A 17,722-nucleotide genomic window follows, 5' to 3' on the forward strand; every position below is an offset into this window, starting at 1 on the left:
TAAAAAAAAAAGCACCCGAAGGTGCTTTTTCTAAAAGGACAATTGACTTAAGACAATCCTGTCTTGTGCAAACGATCACGCAACTTGGTAATCGTCTGAATCTGCGCAACGGCTTCCGCCAATTCGATTTGAGCACGCGCAACATCTGTATCAGATTTGGCTTGCTCCATCGCGTCTTCGGCACGACGTTTCGCTTCTTCAGCTGCAGCTTGATCCAAGTCTTCAGCGCGAATCGCGGTATCGGCCAGAATGGTCACAACGCTTGGTTGCACTTCCAGAACACCGCTGTTAATGAAAAAGAAATCTTCTTCATCACCGCTGACGACACGAACCTGCCCTGGCTTTAACTGAGTTAATAGCTGGGTATGTTTTGGCAGGATGCCGACTTCACCATCGGCAGCCTGTGCAAAGACCATATCCGCTTTACCAGAGAACATTGAGCCCTCTGCACTTACAATATCGACTTGCATTGAGACTGCCATAATCAATTAATCCTTATATTTTTTAGCTTTTTCAAGCACTTCGTCGATATCACCGGCATACATAAATGCTTGCTCTGGAATATCGTCAAGTTCACCGGAAAGAATCATTTTGAAACCACGGATGGTTTCTTTCAATGAAACATAACGTCCATCTTCACCAGTGAATACTTTCGCGACGAAATAAGGTTGAGAGAAGAAGCGCTGCATCTTACGTGCGCGTGCCACTAAAGAACGGTCTTCTTCAGACAGCTCGTCCATCCCTAGGATAGCGATGATGTCTTTCAACTCTTTATAACGCTGAAGTGTTTCTTGAACGCCACGAGCCGTATCATAATGCTCGTTACCAACCACCAAAGGATCCAGCTGACGAGAAGTCGAGTCCAATGGATCGATCGCAGGATAGATACCGGTTTCGGCAATCGAACGGTTCAATACAACGGTCGCGTCCAAGTGAGCAAACGTTGTTGCTGGTGCCGGGTCAGTCAAGTCATCCGCTGGTACATAGACCGCTTGGATAGACGTGATGGAACCGGTTTTAGTGGACGTGATACGCTCCTGAATTTGCCCCATTTCCTGAGCCAAAGTCGGTTGGTAACCTACCGCAGAAGGCATACGGCCCAACAGGGCGGATACTTCTGTACCGGCTAGAGTATAACGGTAAATGTTATCCACGAAGAACAGGATGTCACGACCTTCGTCACGGAAGTACTCAGCCATTGTCAAACCTGTCAAGGCAACACGAAGACGGTTACCTGGCGGCTCATTCATCTGACCGTAGACCAAAGCAACTTTGTCCAATACGCCGGACTCTTCCATTTCATAATAGAAGTCGTTACCTTCACGTGTACGCTCACCTACACCGGCAAATACGGAATAACCGGAGTGCTCGATGGCGATGTTACGGATCAATTCCATCATGTTAACGGTTTTACCAACACCGGCACCACCGAACAGACCGACTTTACCACCCTTAGCAAATGGGCAAATCAAATCGATGACTTTAACACCTGTCTCCAAAAGCTCTTGAGAAGCGGCAAGCTCTTCAAACGCTGGTGCAGCACGGTGAATGGTCATTTTTTCTTCGGATTCAACAGGACCCGCATTATCAATAGGGTTCCCTAGAACATCAAAGATACGACCCAGTGTTGGTTTACCAACCGGAACGGCAATCGCTTCACCGGTGTTGGAAACAGCCATGCCACGTTTCAGACCGTCGGAAGAACCCATTGCGATGGCACGCACGACTTCATCACCGACTTGCTGTTGAACTTCAAGAGTGAGCCCTAGTTCATCAACAGTTAACGCGTCATAGATCTTTGGTAAATCAGCACCTTTAAATTCGACGTCGATTACCGCGCCGATTACTTGTACTATTTTTCCACTCATAATCTTTAACCTTTTATTGAAATACTTCAAACTTAAACAGCTGATGAACCAGCCACAATTTCCGAAAGTTCGGCTGTGATTGCTGCTTGACGAGCCTTGTTGTAAGACAGCTTAAGCTCGTTAATCATCTCACCCGCATTATCAGTCGCATTCTTCATTGCAATCATTCGAGCACCCTGTTCACAGGCCGCGTTTTCCACAACGGCACCGAAAACGGTACTTTCAACATAACGGCGCATCAACAAGTTCAGGGCCGTTTTCGCATCAGGTTCGTAAATGTAATCCCAATACGTTTCTTCTGTTGATTCTTCATCAGATTGCAAAGGAACAAGCTGTGTAATCGTCGGAGATTGAGTCATCGTATTAACGAATTCGTTGGAAGCCAGATGCACTTCATCGACTTCACCCGCGTCAAAACGATCCAGAACCACTTTAATGGTCCCGACCAAATCTTCGATGTGTGGGGCATCGCCCAGATCAGTGACGGTGGCCACAACATTCCCGCCGTAGCTTTTAAAGAATGTTTGGGCCTTGTTACCGACCAGTGCAAGCTCAACTTCCACACCTTGCTCCTGCCACTTTTTAAGCAATGGCAATGCTTTGCGGAATAAGTTTGAATTTAAACCACCACATAGTCCACGGTCGGAAGAGACCATAATCAATGCTACGCGTTTTACCTGCTCGCGAACCTGGGTATAAGGATGCTTATACTCAGGGTGCGCGCCGGAAACGTGATTGATGACTCTCTTCACTTTTTCGACATATGGGCGTGTAGCTTCCATGCGCGCTTGTGCTTTGCGCATTTTGGAAGCCGCCACCATTTCCATGGCTTTGGTGATTTTCTTGGTATTTGTTACGGAAGCGATTTTCGCCCGTATTTCTTTACTACCGCCTGCCATGGCCTACCCCTTCTTAATAAACGCCGTTTGCTTTGAATGCTTCAACCATCGCTTTAACGTCTGCAATGATGTCATCATTCCAGTCGCCTTTTTCGTTGATTTTAGCCGCCAAATCAGCTTTTTCAGAGTTTAGATAGGCATGCAAGGCCGCTTCGAAGTCCAGTACCTTTTCAACTTCAACGTCATCAAGGTAACCTTCGTTCGCTGCATACAGAGAAACAGCCATTTCAGCGATAGTCAAAGGTGAATACTGCTTCTGCTTCATCAACTCGGTGACGCGCTTACCACGCTCCAACTGAGCTTTTGTTGCAGGATCCAGATCAGATGCAAACTGAGCGAAAGCCGCCAATTCACGATACTGAGCCAAATCAAGACGAATACCACCACCCAGCTTTTTGATCGCTTTTGTTTGGGCAGAACCACCAACACGAGATACCGAAAGACCTGCGTTAACCGCTGGACGGATACCTTGCGTGAACAAACCAGTCTCTAGGAAGATTTGTCCGTCTGTAATCGAGATTACGTTGGTTGGTACAAATGCTGATACGTCACCGGCTTGGGTTTCAATGATTGGTAGCGCGGTCAAAGAACCGGTCTTACCTTTCACTTCACCGTTGGTGAATTTTTCTACATAGTCCGCGTTAACACGAGCAGCACGCTCAAGCAAACGAGAGTGAAGGTAGAAAACATCCCCAGGGAAAGCTTCACGTCCTGGTGGACGACGTAGCAACAAGGAAATTTGACGATACGCTTGCGCTTGCTTGGTCAGATCATCATAGATGATCAAAGCGTCTTCACCGCGGTCACGATAGTATTCACCCATCGCACAACCGGCATAAGCCGCCATATATTGCAACGCCGCTGGATCGGAAGCATTTGCGGCCACGATAACCGTGTTTTCCATGGCTCCGTATTCTTCCAATTTACGCGCTACGTTGTTGACCGTAGAAGCTTTTTGGCCCATTGCGACATAAACACATTTCACACCCGTGTTCTTTTGTGAAATGATGGCATCAATCGCGATAGCCGTTTTACCTGTTTGACGGTCACCGATAATCAACTCACGCTGACCACGACCAACTGGGATCATCGAGTCGATAGACTTGATACCCGTCATCATTGGCTGATCAACCGATTGACGATCGATAACACCCGGTGCGATACGTTCGATCGGCGAAGTGACTTTCGCGTCAATCGCACCTTTACCGTCGATTGGACGACCTAGACCGTCTACAACGCGACCGTTCATTTCCGGACCAACCGGCACTTCCAAAATACGTCCGGTACAAGTGACTTTATCACCTTCTGAGATGTGCTCATATTCACCTAGAACAACGACACCAACGGAATCGCGCTCAAGGTTAAGCGCCATACCGAAAGTCTCTTCGTCAAATTGAACCATCTCACCATACATTACATCCGACACACCATGAATAAGTGCGATCCCGTCAGCAATACTGACGACCGTACCTTCACTGCCAGACTCTGCAGCCCCATCAAACCCTTTGATTCGGTCTTTGATTAGGTTACTGATTTCAGAGGCATTCAATTGCATGTGTTTCCTCTCCATTATTGGGCGATTGCTGCGCCAAGTTTGTTAAGTTGAGAACGCGCTGAGCCATCTACCACCCAGTCACCGACTTTAATCTTAATGCCTGCGATCAACGTTGGGTCTTCTTCATAATTCACCTCAACGTCGGCATCAAACTTAGCATTTAAAGCAGCACTTAATTTCTTCTTCTGCTCAACCGTTGCTTTGCGGGCTGAAATAACAGTCGCTCTGATACGTTTTTCGTCTTCAGCTTTCAATTGTTCAAACAATTCAGCCACGTCAGAAAGCGCTACCAAGCGTTTGTTTTCAGACATAATCGTCAGAAGGTTTTTAGCGTCATCCATCAAAGCCGTTCCCATCACACCAACGAAGATGTCCAAGACTTCTTCTTCGGTTGCGGACGGGTTCACCATAAAGGCCTGCATCGCGTCATCAGAAGCGATGGCGGCCAAATTGGCTAACTGCTCTGACCATTCCGCTAGTTTATTTTCTTCTTTAGCCACCTCAAAAGCGGCTTCAGCGTACGGTCTTGCAATCGTTATTAATTCTGCCATAGAGTTATCCTTAGATTGACTTAACTAAGGTTTCAAGCATGTCATTGTGTGCTGCTGCATCAACTTCTTTGTTAAGAATTTTTTCTGCACCAGAAACAACCAGAGTGGAGACTTCTTTACGAAGCTCTTCTCTTGCGCGACTGACTTCTTGCTCTAATTCTGCTTGGGCGGAAGCCTTAATGCGGTCAGCTTCTTCAGAGGCTTTGATCTTCGCATCTTCTACGATTTCAGACCCTCTTTTTTCAGCTTGACTCAGCACATTTTGAGCTTGAGCTTTGGCGTCCTTCAGTACTTCTTTCGCACGTTGTTCAGCCAACTCAAGTTCATGCTTACCTTTCTCAGCGGCAGAAAGGCCGTCAGCAATACGTTTCTGACGATCTTCCATTAGCTTAGACAGCGGCCCCCACAGCACTTTATTCACCAACCAAATCAACAGCACAAAAGCTAAGATTTGGATGAGAAGCGTTGCATTAATACTCACGGTGGTTACCTCGCCATTCGTTTATTTAAAAAATAGTTGGTTATGAAAACAGTTTGGATTAGGCACCCAAAGCAGCTTGCATAGCTCCGACGAATGGGTTAGCGAATAGGAACCACATTGCAAATGCCAAGATAATGAATGGGAAAGATTCCATCAAACCGGCGAAAATGAACATGTTTGTCATTAGCGCAGGACGCATTTCTGGTTGACGTGCGATGCCTTCTAGAGTCTTAGAACAGATCAGACCCCAGCCAATAGCTGAACCTAGACCAGCCGCAGCCAAGATCACACCCACACCAATTGCTGTAGCAGCATAAATGTCCGCAATAAATTGAGCTTCCATTTAGATTACTCCTTAAAGTTTTATACAAAGTTAAAGTTAAAAAAGCTTTTTACCGGCATCACCATTGTTCAATGAAACCCGGCAGGTGCGCTTAAACCTTAAGGGAGACAAGCTCCCCGCTATTCCTTTTATCGTTTACCCTTAATGCTCTTCGTGAGCCATACCCAGATAAACAATGGTTAACACCATAAAGATAAAGGCCTGAAGCGTGATTACCAACAAGTGGAAAATCAACCAACCTAAGTCCAATACCGCTTGTAACGGCGCCCAGAATAAGGCAGCGGCACCCACTGCCAAAGTTCCACCGATCAAAGCGATCAGCAGGAATACCAATTCCCCCGCAAACATGTTACCGAACAAACGCAGCGCCAAGGACAAAGGCTTGGAGACTTCTTCGATCAGCGTCATAACAATGTTGACAGGGACTAAGAATTTACCGAAAGGGTGGAACAGGAACATCTTGATGAACCCAACAATCCCTTTCACTTTAATGTTGTAGTAAAGAATCAATGCGAATACGGTGAATGCCATCCCCAAAGTAGTATTCAAATCCGTGGTTGGAACCACTTTCAAATACGCATGCGGGTCGCCCGTAATGATTTGGAACAGGTAAGGCAACAAATCAACCGGAATCAAATCCATGAAGTTCATCAACCATACCCAAAGGAAAATGGTCAGTGCCAAAGGAGCGATCAATGGATTGTGTCCAGGGAAAGCGTCTCTTACATTGGTGGAAACAAAATCCAGAATACTTTCAACAAAGTTCTGGAATCCGCCCGGTGTACCGGACTCAAGTTGTCGGCCCAAACGCATTGCCGTAAAGACAATCAATGCGCCCAGTAACACACTAAAAAAGATGGTATCCAGGTTAAATGTCCAGAAACCTTCTCCAATGCTATTATTGGTCAAGTGGTGTTGAATATACTCGACCGTCCCCATTTTTTCAGCACTCAAGGGTCTTCTCCTTAGTCAGTCAAACGCTGCTTGCCTTTTAAATTAAACACCTGACCGATTTGCATGACCACAAAGGTCAAAACCACCGGCAAGGGTGCCAATTCAAAAAATTGCAGCCCCAAAACAAATAACACAGCAAGCAGGATAAACCTAGCCACTGCACTCAAATATAAAACTAATATGCCGCTTTTCGGATTCGTCTTGGCTTTTTGGTTAGCGACCTTAAACGTCAGTCCTAACAAAGCCACATTCACAACACCGATCAAAAAACCGAACGCGGCGGCAGAAAACTGCTCCTGCCAAGCAAACACCGCTACCATCAACAAACCCAATAATCCTTGAATCTGGATGGATTTACCCAAGCTGTTTGCTTGCATGTTCATTCCTTATCCGACTGCTTGGAATCGCTCACCGAACTCATCGGTTTCTCGTCTAACAATTCCATTTTTCCAAGCAGTTTATGTACTTTCATCATCCCGCCGACAAACCCAAGCACACCGCAACTTAACAAGAATAACGGCGTGGTGTCTAACAGCACGTCAAAGGCATAACCGACCAAAAAACCGGCGACAATCATGCTCGTGAAAACAGAACCGGCGCTCAACAGCAAAAAGTTCAAGGCTGGCTTATGCTTTCTAGCATTTTTTTCAGCCTGATGTTTTTCAGCCTGTTTGGGTTCTATTTCCGACACGGGACTTTCTGATACTCCAAAAATTTATTCAAGCTCGACTTTCTTCTCAAGTCAAACGGTCAAGAATAATAGCTGTTTCTGATGCCAAAATCTAGTAATAATCCAATTAATTTTTTTTGCCCACAATATATTGTTTCATTTCAAAAAACGAACACTAGTGAGTAATTTAAGGCAATCATTTCAGTGCGGATAGACGCCCCAACAGAAAACGTATATTCCTGTATTTAAATCACTGATTTAATTCATGTAATAACCGTTTCAGCTCTTCTTCCGAACGATACGCAATTTCAATTTTGCCGCGGCCTTTTGCGCCATGCGAAATCTTCACATCCGTCGCCATTTTTTCCGCTAAACGTGTCTGGTGATCTTCGGCAAATTTTGGCAAAACTGGCTTTGGCGACTTCTTCAACTGGCTGGGAACCAACACATTTTGAACCGCCTGTTCAATATCCCGTACCGTCCATTGCTTCAAAATGGCTTTTTCAGCCAATTCCAACTGAACCGGTTCCGGTAGCGTAATAATGGCCCGGGCATGCCCCATCGACAACTTGCCATCATGCAACCAATTTTGAACAGCTTGTGGCAGTTTCAGCAAACGCAATAAGTTGGTAACAGACGCACGGGAACGTCCCACCGCATCGGCCACGGCCTGTTGCGTCAGATCAAACTCTTGCATCAAACGCTTTAAACCCAACGCCGTCTCAATCGGATTCAAGTCTTCACGTTGCATGTTTTCAATCAAAGCCATGGCCAATGTGGCCTGATTATCCGCCTTTCGAATCACGACCGGCACCGACTCCAGTCCCGCTTGCTTAGCCGCGCGCCAGCGACGCTCACCGGCAATGATCTCATAGCGGTCATGGCCTAATGACTTCACCACTATCGGCTGGACAATTCCCTGAATACGAATCGAATCCGACAATTCTTGCAAGGCATCGGCATCAAACTGTTGACGCGGTTGATATTCGCCCGGCACCAACTGGTCAATCGCAATCTTATCCACCCGCAAGTCCGACAAGTTGTTTTCCGCCTTCTGCTTCCCGCCAATCAGGGCGCTGACCCCTCTTTTTCCCATGCCAGAACGTTTTTTCGCCATCACTCTTTACCCAGTTAGATTTTTGTTTTTCGGATCAATTCATTTGCCAAGGCCAAATACGCCACCGCGCCATTCGAGCCGCGATCGTAATCCAGTATCGACTCACCGTAACTTGGCGCTTCCGCCAAGCGAACGTTTCTCGGCACAATGGTTTGCAACACTTTCATACCAAAATGCGCCACCAATTCACTGGACACATCATTCGCCAAGTTATTGCGCCGGTCGTACATGGTTCGCAACAAACCGTCAATGTGCAAATCCGGATTCAAATCCGCTTGAACCGCCTCAATAGTATCCATCAAAGCCGACAGCCCTTCCAGGGCGAAATATTCACACTGCACCGGCACCAAAATACCGTCGGCGGCGGTCAGTGCATTCAAGGTCAGCATATTTAAAGTCGGAGGACAGTCGATGAGAATCACATCGTATTTATCACGCAGCTTTTTCAGCGCTTTTCGCAGACGCTTCGGGCCTTTCGACTCGTCAATCAAGTCGACTTCGGCCGCGGTCAAATCGCCATTGGCACCAATCAAATCGAGGTTTTCGACATTGGTTTCAAGCACCGCATCACGGGCCTTGGTCTCGCCGACCAGCACATCGTAAGCAGACACTTCTAGGTCGTCTTTTTCCAGCCCGATGGCGACCGTTGCATTGCCCTGCGGATCCAAATCAATCATCAGAACTTTTTTCTGCATTCGAGCCAACGCAGCGGACAAGTTCACCGTCGATGTCGTCTTCCCGACACCCCCTTTCTGATTGGCGACCGCAATGATCCTACTCATTTATTTTTCCCGGCATTTTTCGATTTTAATCAACGTTCTTTGCGCATCCAAATCGGGCACTTTCAAGTCAAAAACTTGCGACATTTTAGCAAACTCTGGCAGTTCTGCGACTTCATCTTGCGTTTTTTGCGCTTTCATCGCCCACCAGTGCCCGCCAACCGCCAACAGATGCTCTGTCCACCCCAACATATCGTCCAGCGAGGCAAACGCGCGTGACACCACACCATCGTAACGTTGCTCCGGGCGATATTGTTCGACCCGTTGATGCAGAACCGTAACGTTCTCCAAACCCAGTTCGGCTTTCGCCTGAATTAAAAAACGGGTTTTTTTACTGTTACTGTCCAACAAATCGATTTGACGCTCCGGGAACAGAATCGCCAGCGGAATGCCGGGTAAGCCACCGCCGGTACCGACATCAATCAAACGCTGACTGTCAATAATAGGGGCCACACTCAAACTGTCGAGCAAATGCTTGACGAACATCTCATCCAGATCGCGAATCGCGGTCAGGTTGTAGGTTTTATTCCACTTTTCCAACAGGGAAAGGTAATGCAGCAATTTCGACCAGGCCTGGGCATTTTCGGGCAAACCGAACTGCTCAAACGCGGCGGCAAGTCGATCTGAATATTGGTTATGACGAGCGGTATCCACGAACAAATTGCTCCTCAACCAGCCGCTTTGCGCTGTTTTTTAATTGAAATCAGCAGCAGCGACACCGCCGCGGGCGTCACACCGGAAATACGCGACGCCATGCCCAAGGTCGCCGGCTTATGCTCGCGCAACTTCTGTTTCACTTCGTTCGACAGGCCGGAAATGGCCTCCAAATCCAGATTATCGGGAATTTCGACACTTTCGGCACGACGCAACTTATCAATATCTTCCTGCTGACGGGCAATGTAACCGGAATACTTGGCTTCAATCTCAATCTGATCCACCACCGTCTCATCCTGCAAACCATCACCGAACATGTCCAGCGACGCCAAAGCGTCATAGCTCACTTTCGGGCGTTTGAGCAGATCATAAAGCGTTTGTTCTTTACTCAACGGCAAGTCCATCAAGGCCTCGGCCTTTTTCGCCTCGGCATGCTGCGGATAAATCCAGGTTTCCTTCAAACGCGCCAGCTCGGTTTCCATCTGTTCCATTTTGGTTTCAAATGCCATCCAGCGCTCATCGTCAATCAAGCCAAACTCGCGCGCAATCGGCGTTAAACGCTGGTCGGCATTATCTTCACGCAACATCAGGCGATACTCGGCGCGCGAGGTAAACATTCGATAAGGCTCAGACGTGCCCATCGTAATCAAATCATCCACCAACACGCCAATATAGGCTTCATCACGTCGCGGATACCACGGCGTTTTTTCCTGCGCGCGACGTGCGGCGTTCAAACCGGCCAACAAGCCTTGTGCAGCGGCTTCTTCATAACCGGTGGTACCGTTGATTTGACCGGCGAAGAACAAGCCGTGAACCGCTTGGGTTTCCAGAGTCGGCTTTAAGCCACGCGGGTCGAAATAATCGTATTCGATGGCGTAACCTGGCCGCATAATGCGCGCATTCTCCATCCCCTTCATGGACTGGACAATCTGCACTTGGGTTTCAAACGGCAAACTGGTGGAAATGCCATTTGGGTACAATTCATTCGACGTCAATCCTTCCGGTTCGATAAACACCTGATGGCGATCGCGCTCGGCAAAACGCATCACCTTATCTTCGATGGACGGGCAATAACGCGGCCCGACACTGTCGATTTCTCCGGCGTCGGAATACATCGGCGACTGATCCAAAGATTGGCGAATAAACTCATGAGTTTGTTCGTTGGTATAGGTAATGTAACAGGGCATTTGCTGCGGATGCATACCCGCTTTGCCCATAAAAGAAAACACCGGCAAAGGCGTGTCGCCCGGTTGAATCTGCATGGCTTCAAAATCCACGCTGCGCGCATCGATGCGCGGCGGCGTTCCGGTTTTCAAGCGCCCGACCGGCAAGTCCAATTCACGCATTTTCTCTGCCAGCCCGTTGGCCGGGGCATCTCCGGCGCGACCGCCTTCATAATTTTTCAAACCGATGTGAATGCGCCCGGCCAGGAAGGTGCCGGCGGTTAGCACGACTTGGCGCGCATAGAAACGCAACCCCATCTGAGTGATGGCGCCGATGACTTCATCACCTTCCAAAATCAAATCTTCCACCGATTGCTGGAAAATGGTCAGGTTCACCTGATTTTCCAATCGCATGCGAATCGCCTGACGGTACAACACCCGGTCGGCCTGCGCACGGGTAGCACGAACGGCCGGCCCTTTCGACGCATTTAACGTACGGAACTGAATCCCGGCTTCATCAATCGCCAACGCCATGGCGCCGCCCATTGCATCCACTTCCTTCACCAGATGCCCTTTGCCAATACCGCCGATGGCCGGGTTACAAGACATTTGCCCGAGCGTATCGATATTGTGCGTTAACAGCAAGGTTTTCACGCCCATACGCGCCGACGCCAGCGCGGCTTCCGTACCGGCATGCCCGCCCCCGACGACAATCACATCAAAATTGGTCACCGCGCTATCCATCGAAAAAACTCCACCACCTGTTGAACGCCGACACCGGAACCAGAAACCCCACCAGGCCTGGCTAAAACCGTCTTATCGACTCGCCCTGAAAAAACGACATATTGTAGCATAAATTCTATTTAGAATAATTTTACCTTTCATCCAAAATTTTCTTCTATAATGTTGAAAACACTCAACAAAAAGGCCTCACTATGACATTGGTTTTCACGCCTGTTCGTTTATCTCTATTGCTGGCTCTTCTCTCCCTAAGCGCTTGCTCGCTGACACCGCCCAAAAGCATGATGGACGTCCAAGCAGGTTACACCTTTACATTGAAAAAACCGGTCACCATTCCAAGACATGACGCTCGCGCTTTTATTCAGGATGGTCAAATGACCACCCACCACGGCTTTAACCGCTACGAACAACACTGCGAACTCGAAGTCAAACACCTGTCCGACAAGCCTCAAGTGGTTCAACCCGGCACCTTTACCATCACCAAAGTGCGCATCGACTCCGAAGCCATTGCTTCAGCCATGCCCCAAACCCGTTATTTAGCCGCCAATCAAACGAGCCTCTTTCCTCAAACAACGATGACGGACGCCCCAGCCTCCCGATTACTGGCTGACAACGACGGTGGCGACGGCATTGACCCAACCATGGATCTGGTCTATCTTTATCTTGAATCGAAAACCCAACCGAATATTTTACGGTTAACCTGTGCTGGCTCGCTCAGTCGCGGCAACCCTTTGGACGCCCCTCGCAGCCAACGCCCGCAACAAAAACAAATCAATAAAATCCTCGGCCGATACGGCGAAGTAGCGCCATAATCGTTACATAAAACTCGGAGTCAGCCTCTTTAACAAACACCAAGAGGCAAGCCGTTATTTCACACGGAGCTGACAATGCAATATGGGTTTCATATCCTCATCGTCGACGATGTTTCGGAAAACATTCAGGTCGCCATGAGCATACTGAAGGAGGAAGGTTACCAGTTCTCCTTCGCCATGGATGGCGAACAAGCTTTATCGCTGATCGAGGAAAACGACTTTGACCTGATCCTACTGGATGTCATGATGCCGAGAATGGACGGTTTCGAGGTCTGTCGGCGCTTGAAATCACAAGCCCGAACGCAGGACATCCCCATTATCTTCCTGACCGCGAAAGTCGACATCGACTCGGTCAGCCAGGGATTCCGGCTCGGTGCGGTGGATTACATCACCAAGCCTTTCCATGCCGAAGAACTCATTGCCCGTGTCAAAAACCACCTCGAACTCTCCGCCGCCAAACAGCTCCTCAAACAAAACAACCTCACCCTCCAGAAAAACCTCGCCCATCGCGAAAAACGTTTCGCCACTGAATTGGAAGAAAATCAGAAAGAAATCATCTTTGTTTTGACCGAACTGATGGAATCCACTTCGGATGAAACGGGTCAACACATTCGTCGGGTTGCGGAATACTCTAAGTATATGGCCTATTACCACCCCAACCTGTCTCCCGACGACGAAATGGTCATTTACCACGCCGCTCCGATGCATGATATCGGCAAGATGACCGTCCCACTGGAAATCCTTCATAAGCCCGGTAAATTAACCCCCGCCGAGTTTCAAATTATCAAATCTCATACCACGGCCGCTTATGACATGCTGAAGTTTTCCAAACGCAAATTCATTCAGGCGGCCGCTGTAATCGCTTTACAGCATCATGAAAAATGGGACGGCACCGGCTACCCCAACCGCCTGGCCGGAGAAAACATTCACCTTTATGCCCGCATTGTCAGTGTGGCGGATGTGTTTGATGCCCTGACCCACAAACGGGAGTACAAAGACGCCTGGCCTATTGACGATGCGGTGGAATACATTATCAAACAAAAAGGCATTCAATTTGACCCCCAGCTCGTGGACATCTTTACAGAGCACCTTGATGAATTCATCCGTATTTCGCAAACTTAACGTTTTTTGGCGCTGGCTGATTTGGCTTGGGGTTTTCTGGGCTGGCACGGCGCATGCACTGAACCTGACGTCCGAAGAAACCCGCTGGCTGAAACAGCACCCGGAAATCACTCTAGGTGCCGATTATCAATGGCCACCCTACGAATTCAATGACGAACAAGGCCGTCATACCGGTATTTCTGCCGACATTCTGCAGCTGATCGAACACAAAACAGGACTGACCATCCACGTCCGTTCCGGGGTGTGGGCCGACATCCTAAAAGCCGCCAAAAACGGTAAACTGGATGGCTTGGCCTGCGCTGTCAAAACCCCTGAACGTCAAAAATATTTTTCATTCACCACGCCTTATACCCGTATGCCATTGGCCATACTGGTGCGCAATGACAGCGCTTTAAAACAGGTCGAGTCAGTGGATGACCTGAAAGGCAAAACCATTGCTCTCAACCAAAATTCCTATCTGCACGAATGGCTCAAGACAAACCACCCGGATTTTCAGTTCCGGCCGCAACAATCCAATCTGGAAGCGCTGGAAGCGGTCTCTTTCGGTCAAGCCGACGTTTACATCGGTAACCTGGCGGTCGCTACCTACCTCATCAAGCACCGCTATCTGACCAACCTCGATATTCTCGCCAAAGCCAACGAATACCAAACCAAAACCGCCATTGCCATCGATAAAGACCAACCCATTCTTTTCAGCATCATCCAAAAAGCCCTCAATGATATCCAACCAAGTGAAAAAAATGCCGTGCTCAACCGTTGGTTTCTCGTCTCCCGTTCCGACCAACTCCACCTGACCGACGCGGAACGTAAATGGATTCAGAAACACCCTGTGATTAAAGTGGTCGGCGAGCCGGATTGGGCGCCGTTCGATTTCGTCAACCTCAACGGCGATTACCAAGGCATCGCCAATGATTATCTGACGCTCATCGCGAAAAAGACCGGTTTGAAATTCGACATTAAAACCGGCATTTGGCAAAGCAACCTCGACCAAATCAAACGCGGAGAGGTGGACTTACTTCCCGCCGCCTTCATCAATGACCGCCGCCGTCAATACGCGCTGTTCAGTTCGCCTTATTTCAAGACGCTCACCTATTTCTTTATCCGTCAGGACCTTGACGTTAAAAAACTGGACGATTTAAATGGACTCACGCTGGCCATCCCGAAAGGATACGCTCAGCTCGACTATTTAAAACAACATTATCCGCAAATCAACCTTCTGGAAACCCAAACCTTAAACGAAGCCATTGATGCCGTCATCGAAGACAAAGCACAACTGCTTTACGACAACTATTCCGTTTTATCCTATACCCTATCGCAGTTTGGCATCCACAATATCAAACCCTTCCGCTCATCCAGACAAGCCACTCAGTCATTGCACTTTATGATTCGCCAAAATGCGCCGGAACTGCAATCCATCCTCAACAAAGCGCTGGCCGCCATCAACCCTTCCGAAAAACAGCAAATTGACGATAAATGGTTAAACAACCTCCCCTCGTCACAATCAATATCCATCACGCCCAAACAGCAGGCCTGGCTGAATGCGCACCCAATTGCCACTTTCGGGGGTTCACCCGATTGGCGGCCTTTTGAGGCTTTTACTTCGAAGGGGCAGTATGTCGGCATTGTCGCCGACTTTCTCCAAGCCCTTGAACAGAAAATTCCAATTGAATTTCAACCCTATCCGACGGCGACTTGGCAGGAAACCTTGGCACTCGCGCAGCAAAATGCCCTGGACGTGATTTCCGGGGACATTGATGATCCATTATTAGCCAAGCATTATCGGCCCATTTCGCCGTATCTGAAAAGCCCGATTGTCATTGTCATGAAAGGCCGCAACGACTTTGTCAGCGGACTATCCGAACTTCGCAGCCGAAAAATCGCGTTTGTCAAAGGCTATGGTTACGGCCACACCATCACACGCACCTATCCAACCTATCATTTACAACCGGTAAATTCGGCCCAGGAAGCACTGGAAGGTGTTGCCATCGGTCGTTACGACGCGGCGTTACTGTCGCTGCCCAAAGCCAGCTACTTGATCAAACAGGACAATCTTCACACCTTGAGCATTGTCGGCAAAACCGACCTGTTCATGCAGGTCACCTTGTTTGTGTCAAAAGATAAGCCTGAGCTGCACCAACTCCTCAGCTTGGCGATGGACAGCCTCACTCAGGAACAAAAACAAGCCATCCTGGATCGTTGGACCAAAATCGAATTCGCCCCCAAGTTCGATTACATTTTATTCATACAAGTTATCGGTATTTTCCTGGCCGTTGTCCTGATGTTCTTCTACTGGAACCGCAAACTCGCACGCGAAATCAAACAGCGCAAAGCGGCCGAAACAGAACTCAAAAACAAAGAACGCCTGCTGCAGGAAGCCAAAGAAAAGGCGGATGCCGCCAACCGTGCCAAATCGGAATTCCTCGCCAACATGAGTCACGAAATACGCACCCCGATGAACGCCATTATCGGCTTTACCGAACTGCTGAACGAACAGGTAACCGAGCCACGCCTGAAAAACTTCATTCGCACCATTCAATCCGCCGGTAACACCCTATTGATGCTGATTAACGACATCCTTGACCTGTCGAAAATCGAAGCCGGCAAAATGACGCTGCAAAAACAGGCCATCAACCCCCACGATCTGTTCAAAGAAATCGGTCAGATATTTGCCATGAACATGCAGAAAAAAGGCCTGGACTTCTTGGTGGAAATCGACCCGAACCTACCGGATGCCCTGCTGCTGGATGCGGTTCGCCTTCGGCAAATTTTGTTCAATTTACTCGGTAACGCCGTTAAATTTACCGATGCCGGTCACATCAAATTGTCGGTGAAATCCATGAACGTTCTGGAACATCTCAGCAAACTCGATATCCTGATAGAGATCTCGGATACCGGCATCGGCATTCCGCCGGAACAACAAAAGCGGATTTTCAATGTGTTCGAACAACAGGACGGCCAGAATACACACAAATTCGGTGGAACAGGGCTCGGCTTATCGATTACCCAACGCTTGGTGGACATGATGGGCGGCCACATCAACCTCGAAAGCGAACCGGGTAAAGGCAGCACTTTCGGCATCCTTCTACCGAGTGTCGACATCGCCTCCATTCGCCATCAGACCGACGACAACTCTGAACCCAATACCTCCAAAGGAAGCATTCACTTCCAACCGGCTTCGGTTCTGATTGTGGACGACATAGAAGATAACCGCGCTTTGATTGAACACAATTTCGACCATAGCAACGTTCGCGTCACCAAAGCCGAAAATGGCGCCGAAGCGGTCAAACTCTGCCGCCAAGAGCCATTTGATCTGGTGTTGATGGACATCCGCATGCCGGTCATGGACGGCTACGAAGCGGCACAAACCATTAAAACCTTTAAGCCAGATTTGCCAATTGTCGCCCTGACCGCGTCGGTCATGGAAGACACAGAAGAAAAAGCCAAACGCGCACACTTCGACGACTACCTGCGCAAACCGGTTTTAAAGTCCGACCTGTACCAAACCCTGAGCCATTTTTTACCGCACGACTACGAAGCGATTGAAACCAAGGAACCGACCGCCAAGCGCCCAATCACCAATGAGCTGATTCAACAGCACCCGACCGAATTTCTGCAAGCACTCGATAGCCTGCAACCCAAATACCAAAAAGCCCTTAAAACCAACAACATCGACGACATCAAACGTTTTGCAGAGCAATGCCGTGAACTGGCCGACCAATACCAGTGTGCCCAGCTCGACGAACTCGCCACCTTCTTGCTGGAAGCGTTGGACAGTTTCGACATTCCAGGCATTCAGGCCGGACTGCAACGGTATCCAAGCATCGAAATCGCGCTTCGAAAAGCGCTGAACGACTCTCCAAACTAATGCGTTTTCAGCCTGATTCCCCCTAAAAAGACCAGGCCTGGCCAATTTCCGGCTTTTTTACCTTCCCCCCAAACCCCTTATAGAATCAAGCTTGACGCCACCATACATGCGATACAGTCTATAGGTCGCATTTAATTTCCCAATTTTT

At 48.6% G+C, this 17,722-nt stretch carries 17 protein-coding genes; 3 read left to right on the top strand and 14 right to left on the bottom strand.

Annotated elements, in window-relative coordinates:
• Positions 1–47 precede the first annotated feature (47 nt).
• The 14 genes from AC0KH7_RS11345 to mnmG form a co-directional block, all read right to left on the bottom strand.
• Complete coding sequence (locus AC0KH7_RS11345; protein WP_068646541.1) at positions 48–482, bottom strand: F0F1 ATP synthase subunit epsilon; 435 nt, start codon at positions 480–482, stop codon at positions 48–50.
• Positions 483–488: 6 nt separating this feature from the next.
• Positions 489–1,871, bottom strand: coding sequence for a F0F1 ATP synthase subunit beta (atpD, locus tag AC0KH7_RS11350; protein WP_472373801.1), 1,383 nt, complete (start codon positions 1,869–1,871; stop codon positions 489–491).
• Between the two features lie 29 nt (positions 1,872–1,900).
• Positions 1,901–2,767: a F0F1 ATP synthase subunit gamma gene (gene atpG, locus AC0KH7_RS11355; protein WP_472373496.1), complete on the bottom strand. Its 867-nt coding sequence runs from the start codon at positions 2,765–2,767 to the stop codon at positions 1,901–1,903.
• A 13-nt stretch (positions 2,768–2,780) separates the two neighbouring features.
• Complete coding sequence (atpA, locus tag AC0KH7_RS11360) at positions 2,781–4,322, bottom strand: F0F1 ATP synthase subunit alpha (protein ID WP_068646543.1); 1,542 nt, start codon at positions 4,320–4,322, stop codon at positions 2,781–2,783.
• A gap of 14 nt (positions 4,323–4,336) precedes the next feature.
• Entirely contained in the window at positions 4,337–4,873 is a 537-nt protein-coding gene (locus AC0KH7_RS11365) for a F0F1 ATP synthase subunit delta (protein ID WP_472373498.1), read from the bottom strand.
• A 10-nt stretch (positions 4,874–4,883) separates the two neighbouring features.
• Positions 4,884–5,354: a F0F1 ATP synthase subunit B gene (locus AC0KH7_RS11370; protein WP_068646546.1), complete on the bottom strand. Its 471-nt coding sequence runs from the start codon at positions 5,352–5,354 to the stop codon at positions 4,884–4,886.
• 58 nt (positions 5,355–5,412) lie between these two features.
• A complete protein-coding gene (gene atpE, locus AC0KH7_RS11375) occupies positions 5,413–5,697 on the bottom strand; it encodes a F0F1 ATP synthase subunit C (protein WP_011371579.1) in 285 nt (94 codons plus the stop codon).
• 141 nt (positions 5,698–5,838) lie between these two features.
• Positions 5,839–6,651 (bottom strand): F0F1 ATP synthase subunit A, encoded by an 813-nt coding sequence (gene atpB, locus AC0KH7_RS11380; RefSeq protein WP_472373500.1) that lies wholly within the window; start codon positions 6,649–6,651, stop codon positions 5,839–5,841.
• A gap of 11 nt (positions 6,652–6,662) precedes the next feature.
• Positions 6,663–7,034, bottom strand: coding sequence for an ATP synthase subunit I (locus AC0KH7_RS11385; protein ID WP_472373501.1), 372 nt, complete (start codon positions 7,032–7,034; stop codon positions 6,663–6,665).
• Positions 7,031–7,342, bottom strand: a complete 312-nt coding sequence (locus tag AC0KH7_RS11390) for an AtpZ/AtpI family protein (protein WP_472373502.1) — start codon at positions 7,340–7,342, stop codon at positions 7,031–7,033. The genes AC0KH7_RS11385 and AC0KH7_RS11390 overlap by 4 nt, the downstream gene beginning before the upstream one ends.
• Before the next feature lie 229 nt (positions 7,343–7,571).
• Positions 7,572–8,438: a ParB/RepB/Spo0J family partition protein gene (locus AC0KH7_RS11395; protein WP_472373504.1), complete on the bottom strand. Its 867-nt coding sequence runs from the start codon at positions 8,436–8,438 to the stop codon at positions 7,572–7,574.
• Positions 8,439–8,452: 14 nt separating this feature from the next.
• Positions 8,453–9,220 carry a ParA family protein gene (locus AC0KH7_RS11400; protein WP_472373506.1) on the bottom strand — a complete coding sequence of 256 codons (768 nt, stop codon included), beginning with the start codon at positions 9,218–9,220 and terminating at the stop codon, positions 8,453–8,455.
• Complete coding sequence (rsmG, locus tag AC0KH7_RS11405; protein WP_472373508.1) at positions 9,221–9,871, bottom strand: 16S rRNA (guanine(527)-N(7))-methyltransferase RsmG; 651 nt, start codon at positions 9,869–9,871, stop codon at positions 9,221–9,223.
• Positions 9,872–9,885: 14 nt separating this feature from the next.
• Complete coding sequence (gene mnmG / locus AC0KH7_RS11410) at positions 9,886–11,778, bottom strand: tRNA uridine-5-carboxymethylaminomethyl(34) synthesis enzyme MnmG (protein ID WP_472373510.1); 1,893 nt, start codon at positions 11,776–11,778, stop codon at positions 9,886–9,888.
• A 191-nt stretch (positions 11,779–11,969) separates the two neighbouring features.
• On the opposite strand from mnmG, the gene AC0KH7_RS11415 reads away from it, so the two are divergent.
• The 3 genes from AC0KH7_RS11415 to AC0KH7_RS11425 all read left to right on the top strand — a co-directional run bounded on the left by AC0KH7_RS11415 (position 11,970) and on the right by AC0KH7_RS11425 (position 17,574).
• Entirely contained in the window at positions 11,970–12,587 is a 618-nt protein-coding gene (locus AC0KH7_RS11415; protein WP_472373512.1) for a hypothetical protein, read from the top strand.
• Between the two features lie 75 nt (positions 12,588–12,662).
• The gene (locus AC0KH7_RS11420) at positions 12,663–13,709 is read left to right on the top strand and encodes an HD domain-containing phosphohydrolase (RefSeq protein ID WP_472373514.1); all 1,047 of its coding nucleotides are present in this window, start codon (positions 12,663–12,665) and stop codon (positions 13,707–13,709) included.
• Positions 13,681–17,574, top strand: a complete 3,894-nt coding sequence (locus AC0KH7_RS11425; RefSeq protein ID WP_472373516.1) for a transporter substrate-binding domain-containing protein — start codon at positions 13,681–13,683, stop codon at positions 17,572–17,574. Before AC0KH7_RS11420 ends, AC0KH7_RS11425 begins: the two co-directional genes overlap by 29 nt.
• The last annotated feature ends 148 nt before the right edge of the window (positions 17,575–17,722 follow it).

Source organism: Hydrogenovibrio sp., from assembly GCF_965140365.1.
Classification (GTDB): Bacteria; Pseudomonadota; Gammaproteobacteria; order Thiomicrospirales; family Thiomicrospiraceae; genus Hydrogenovibrio.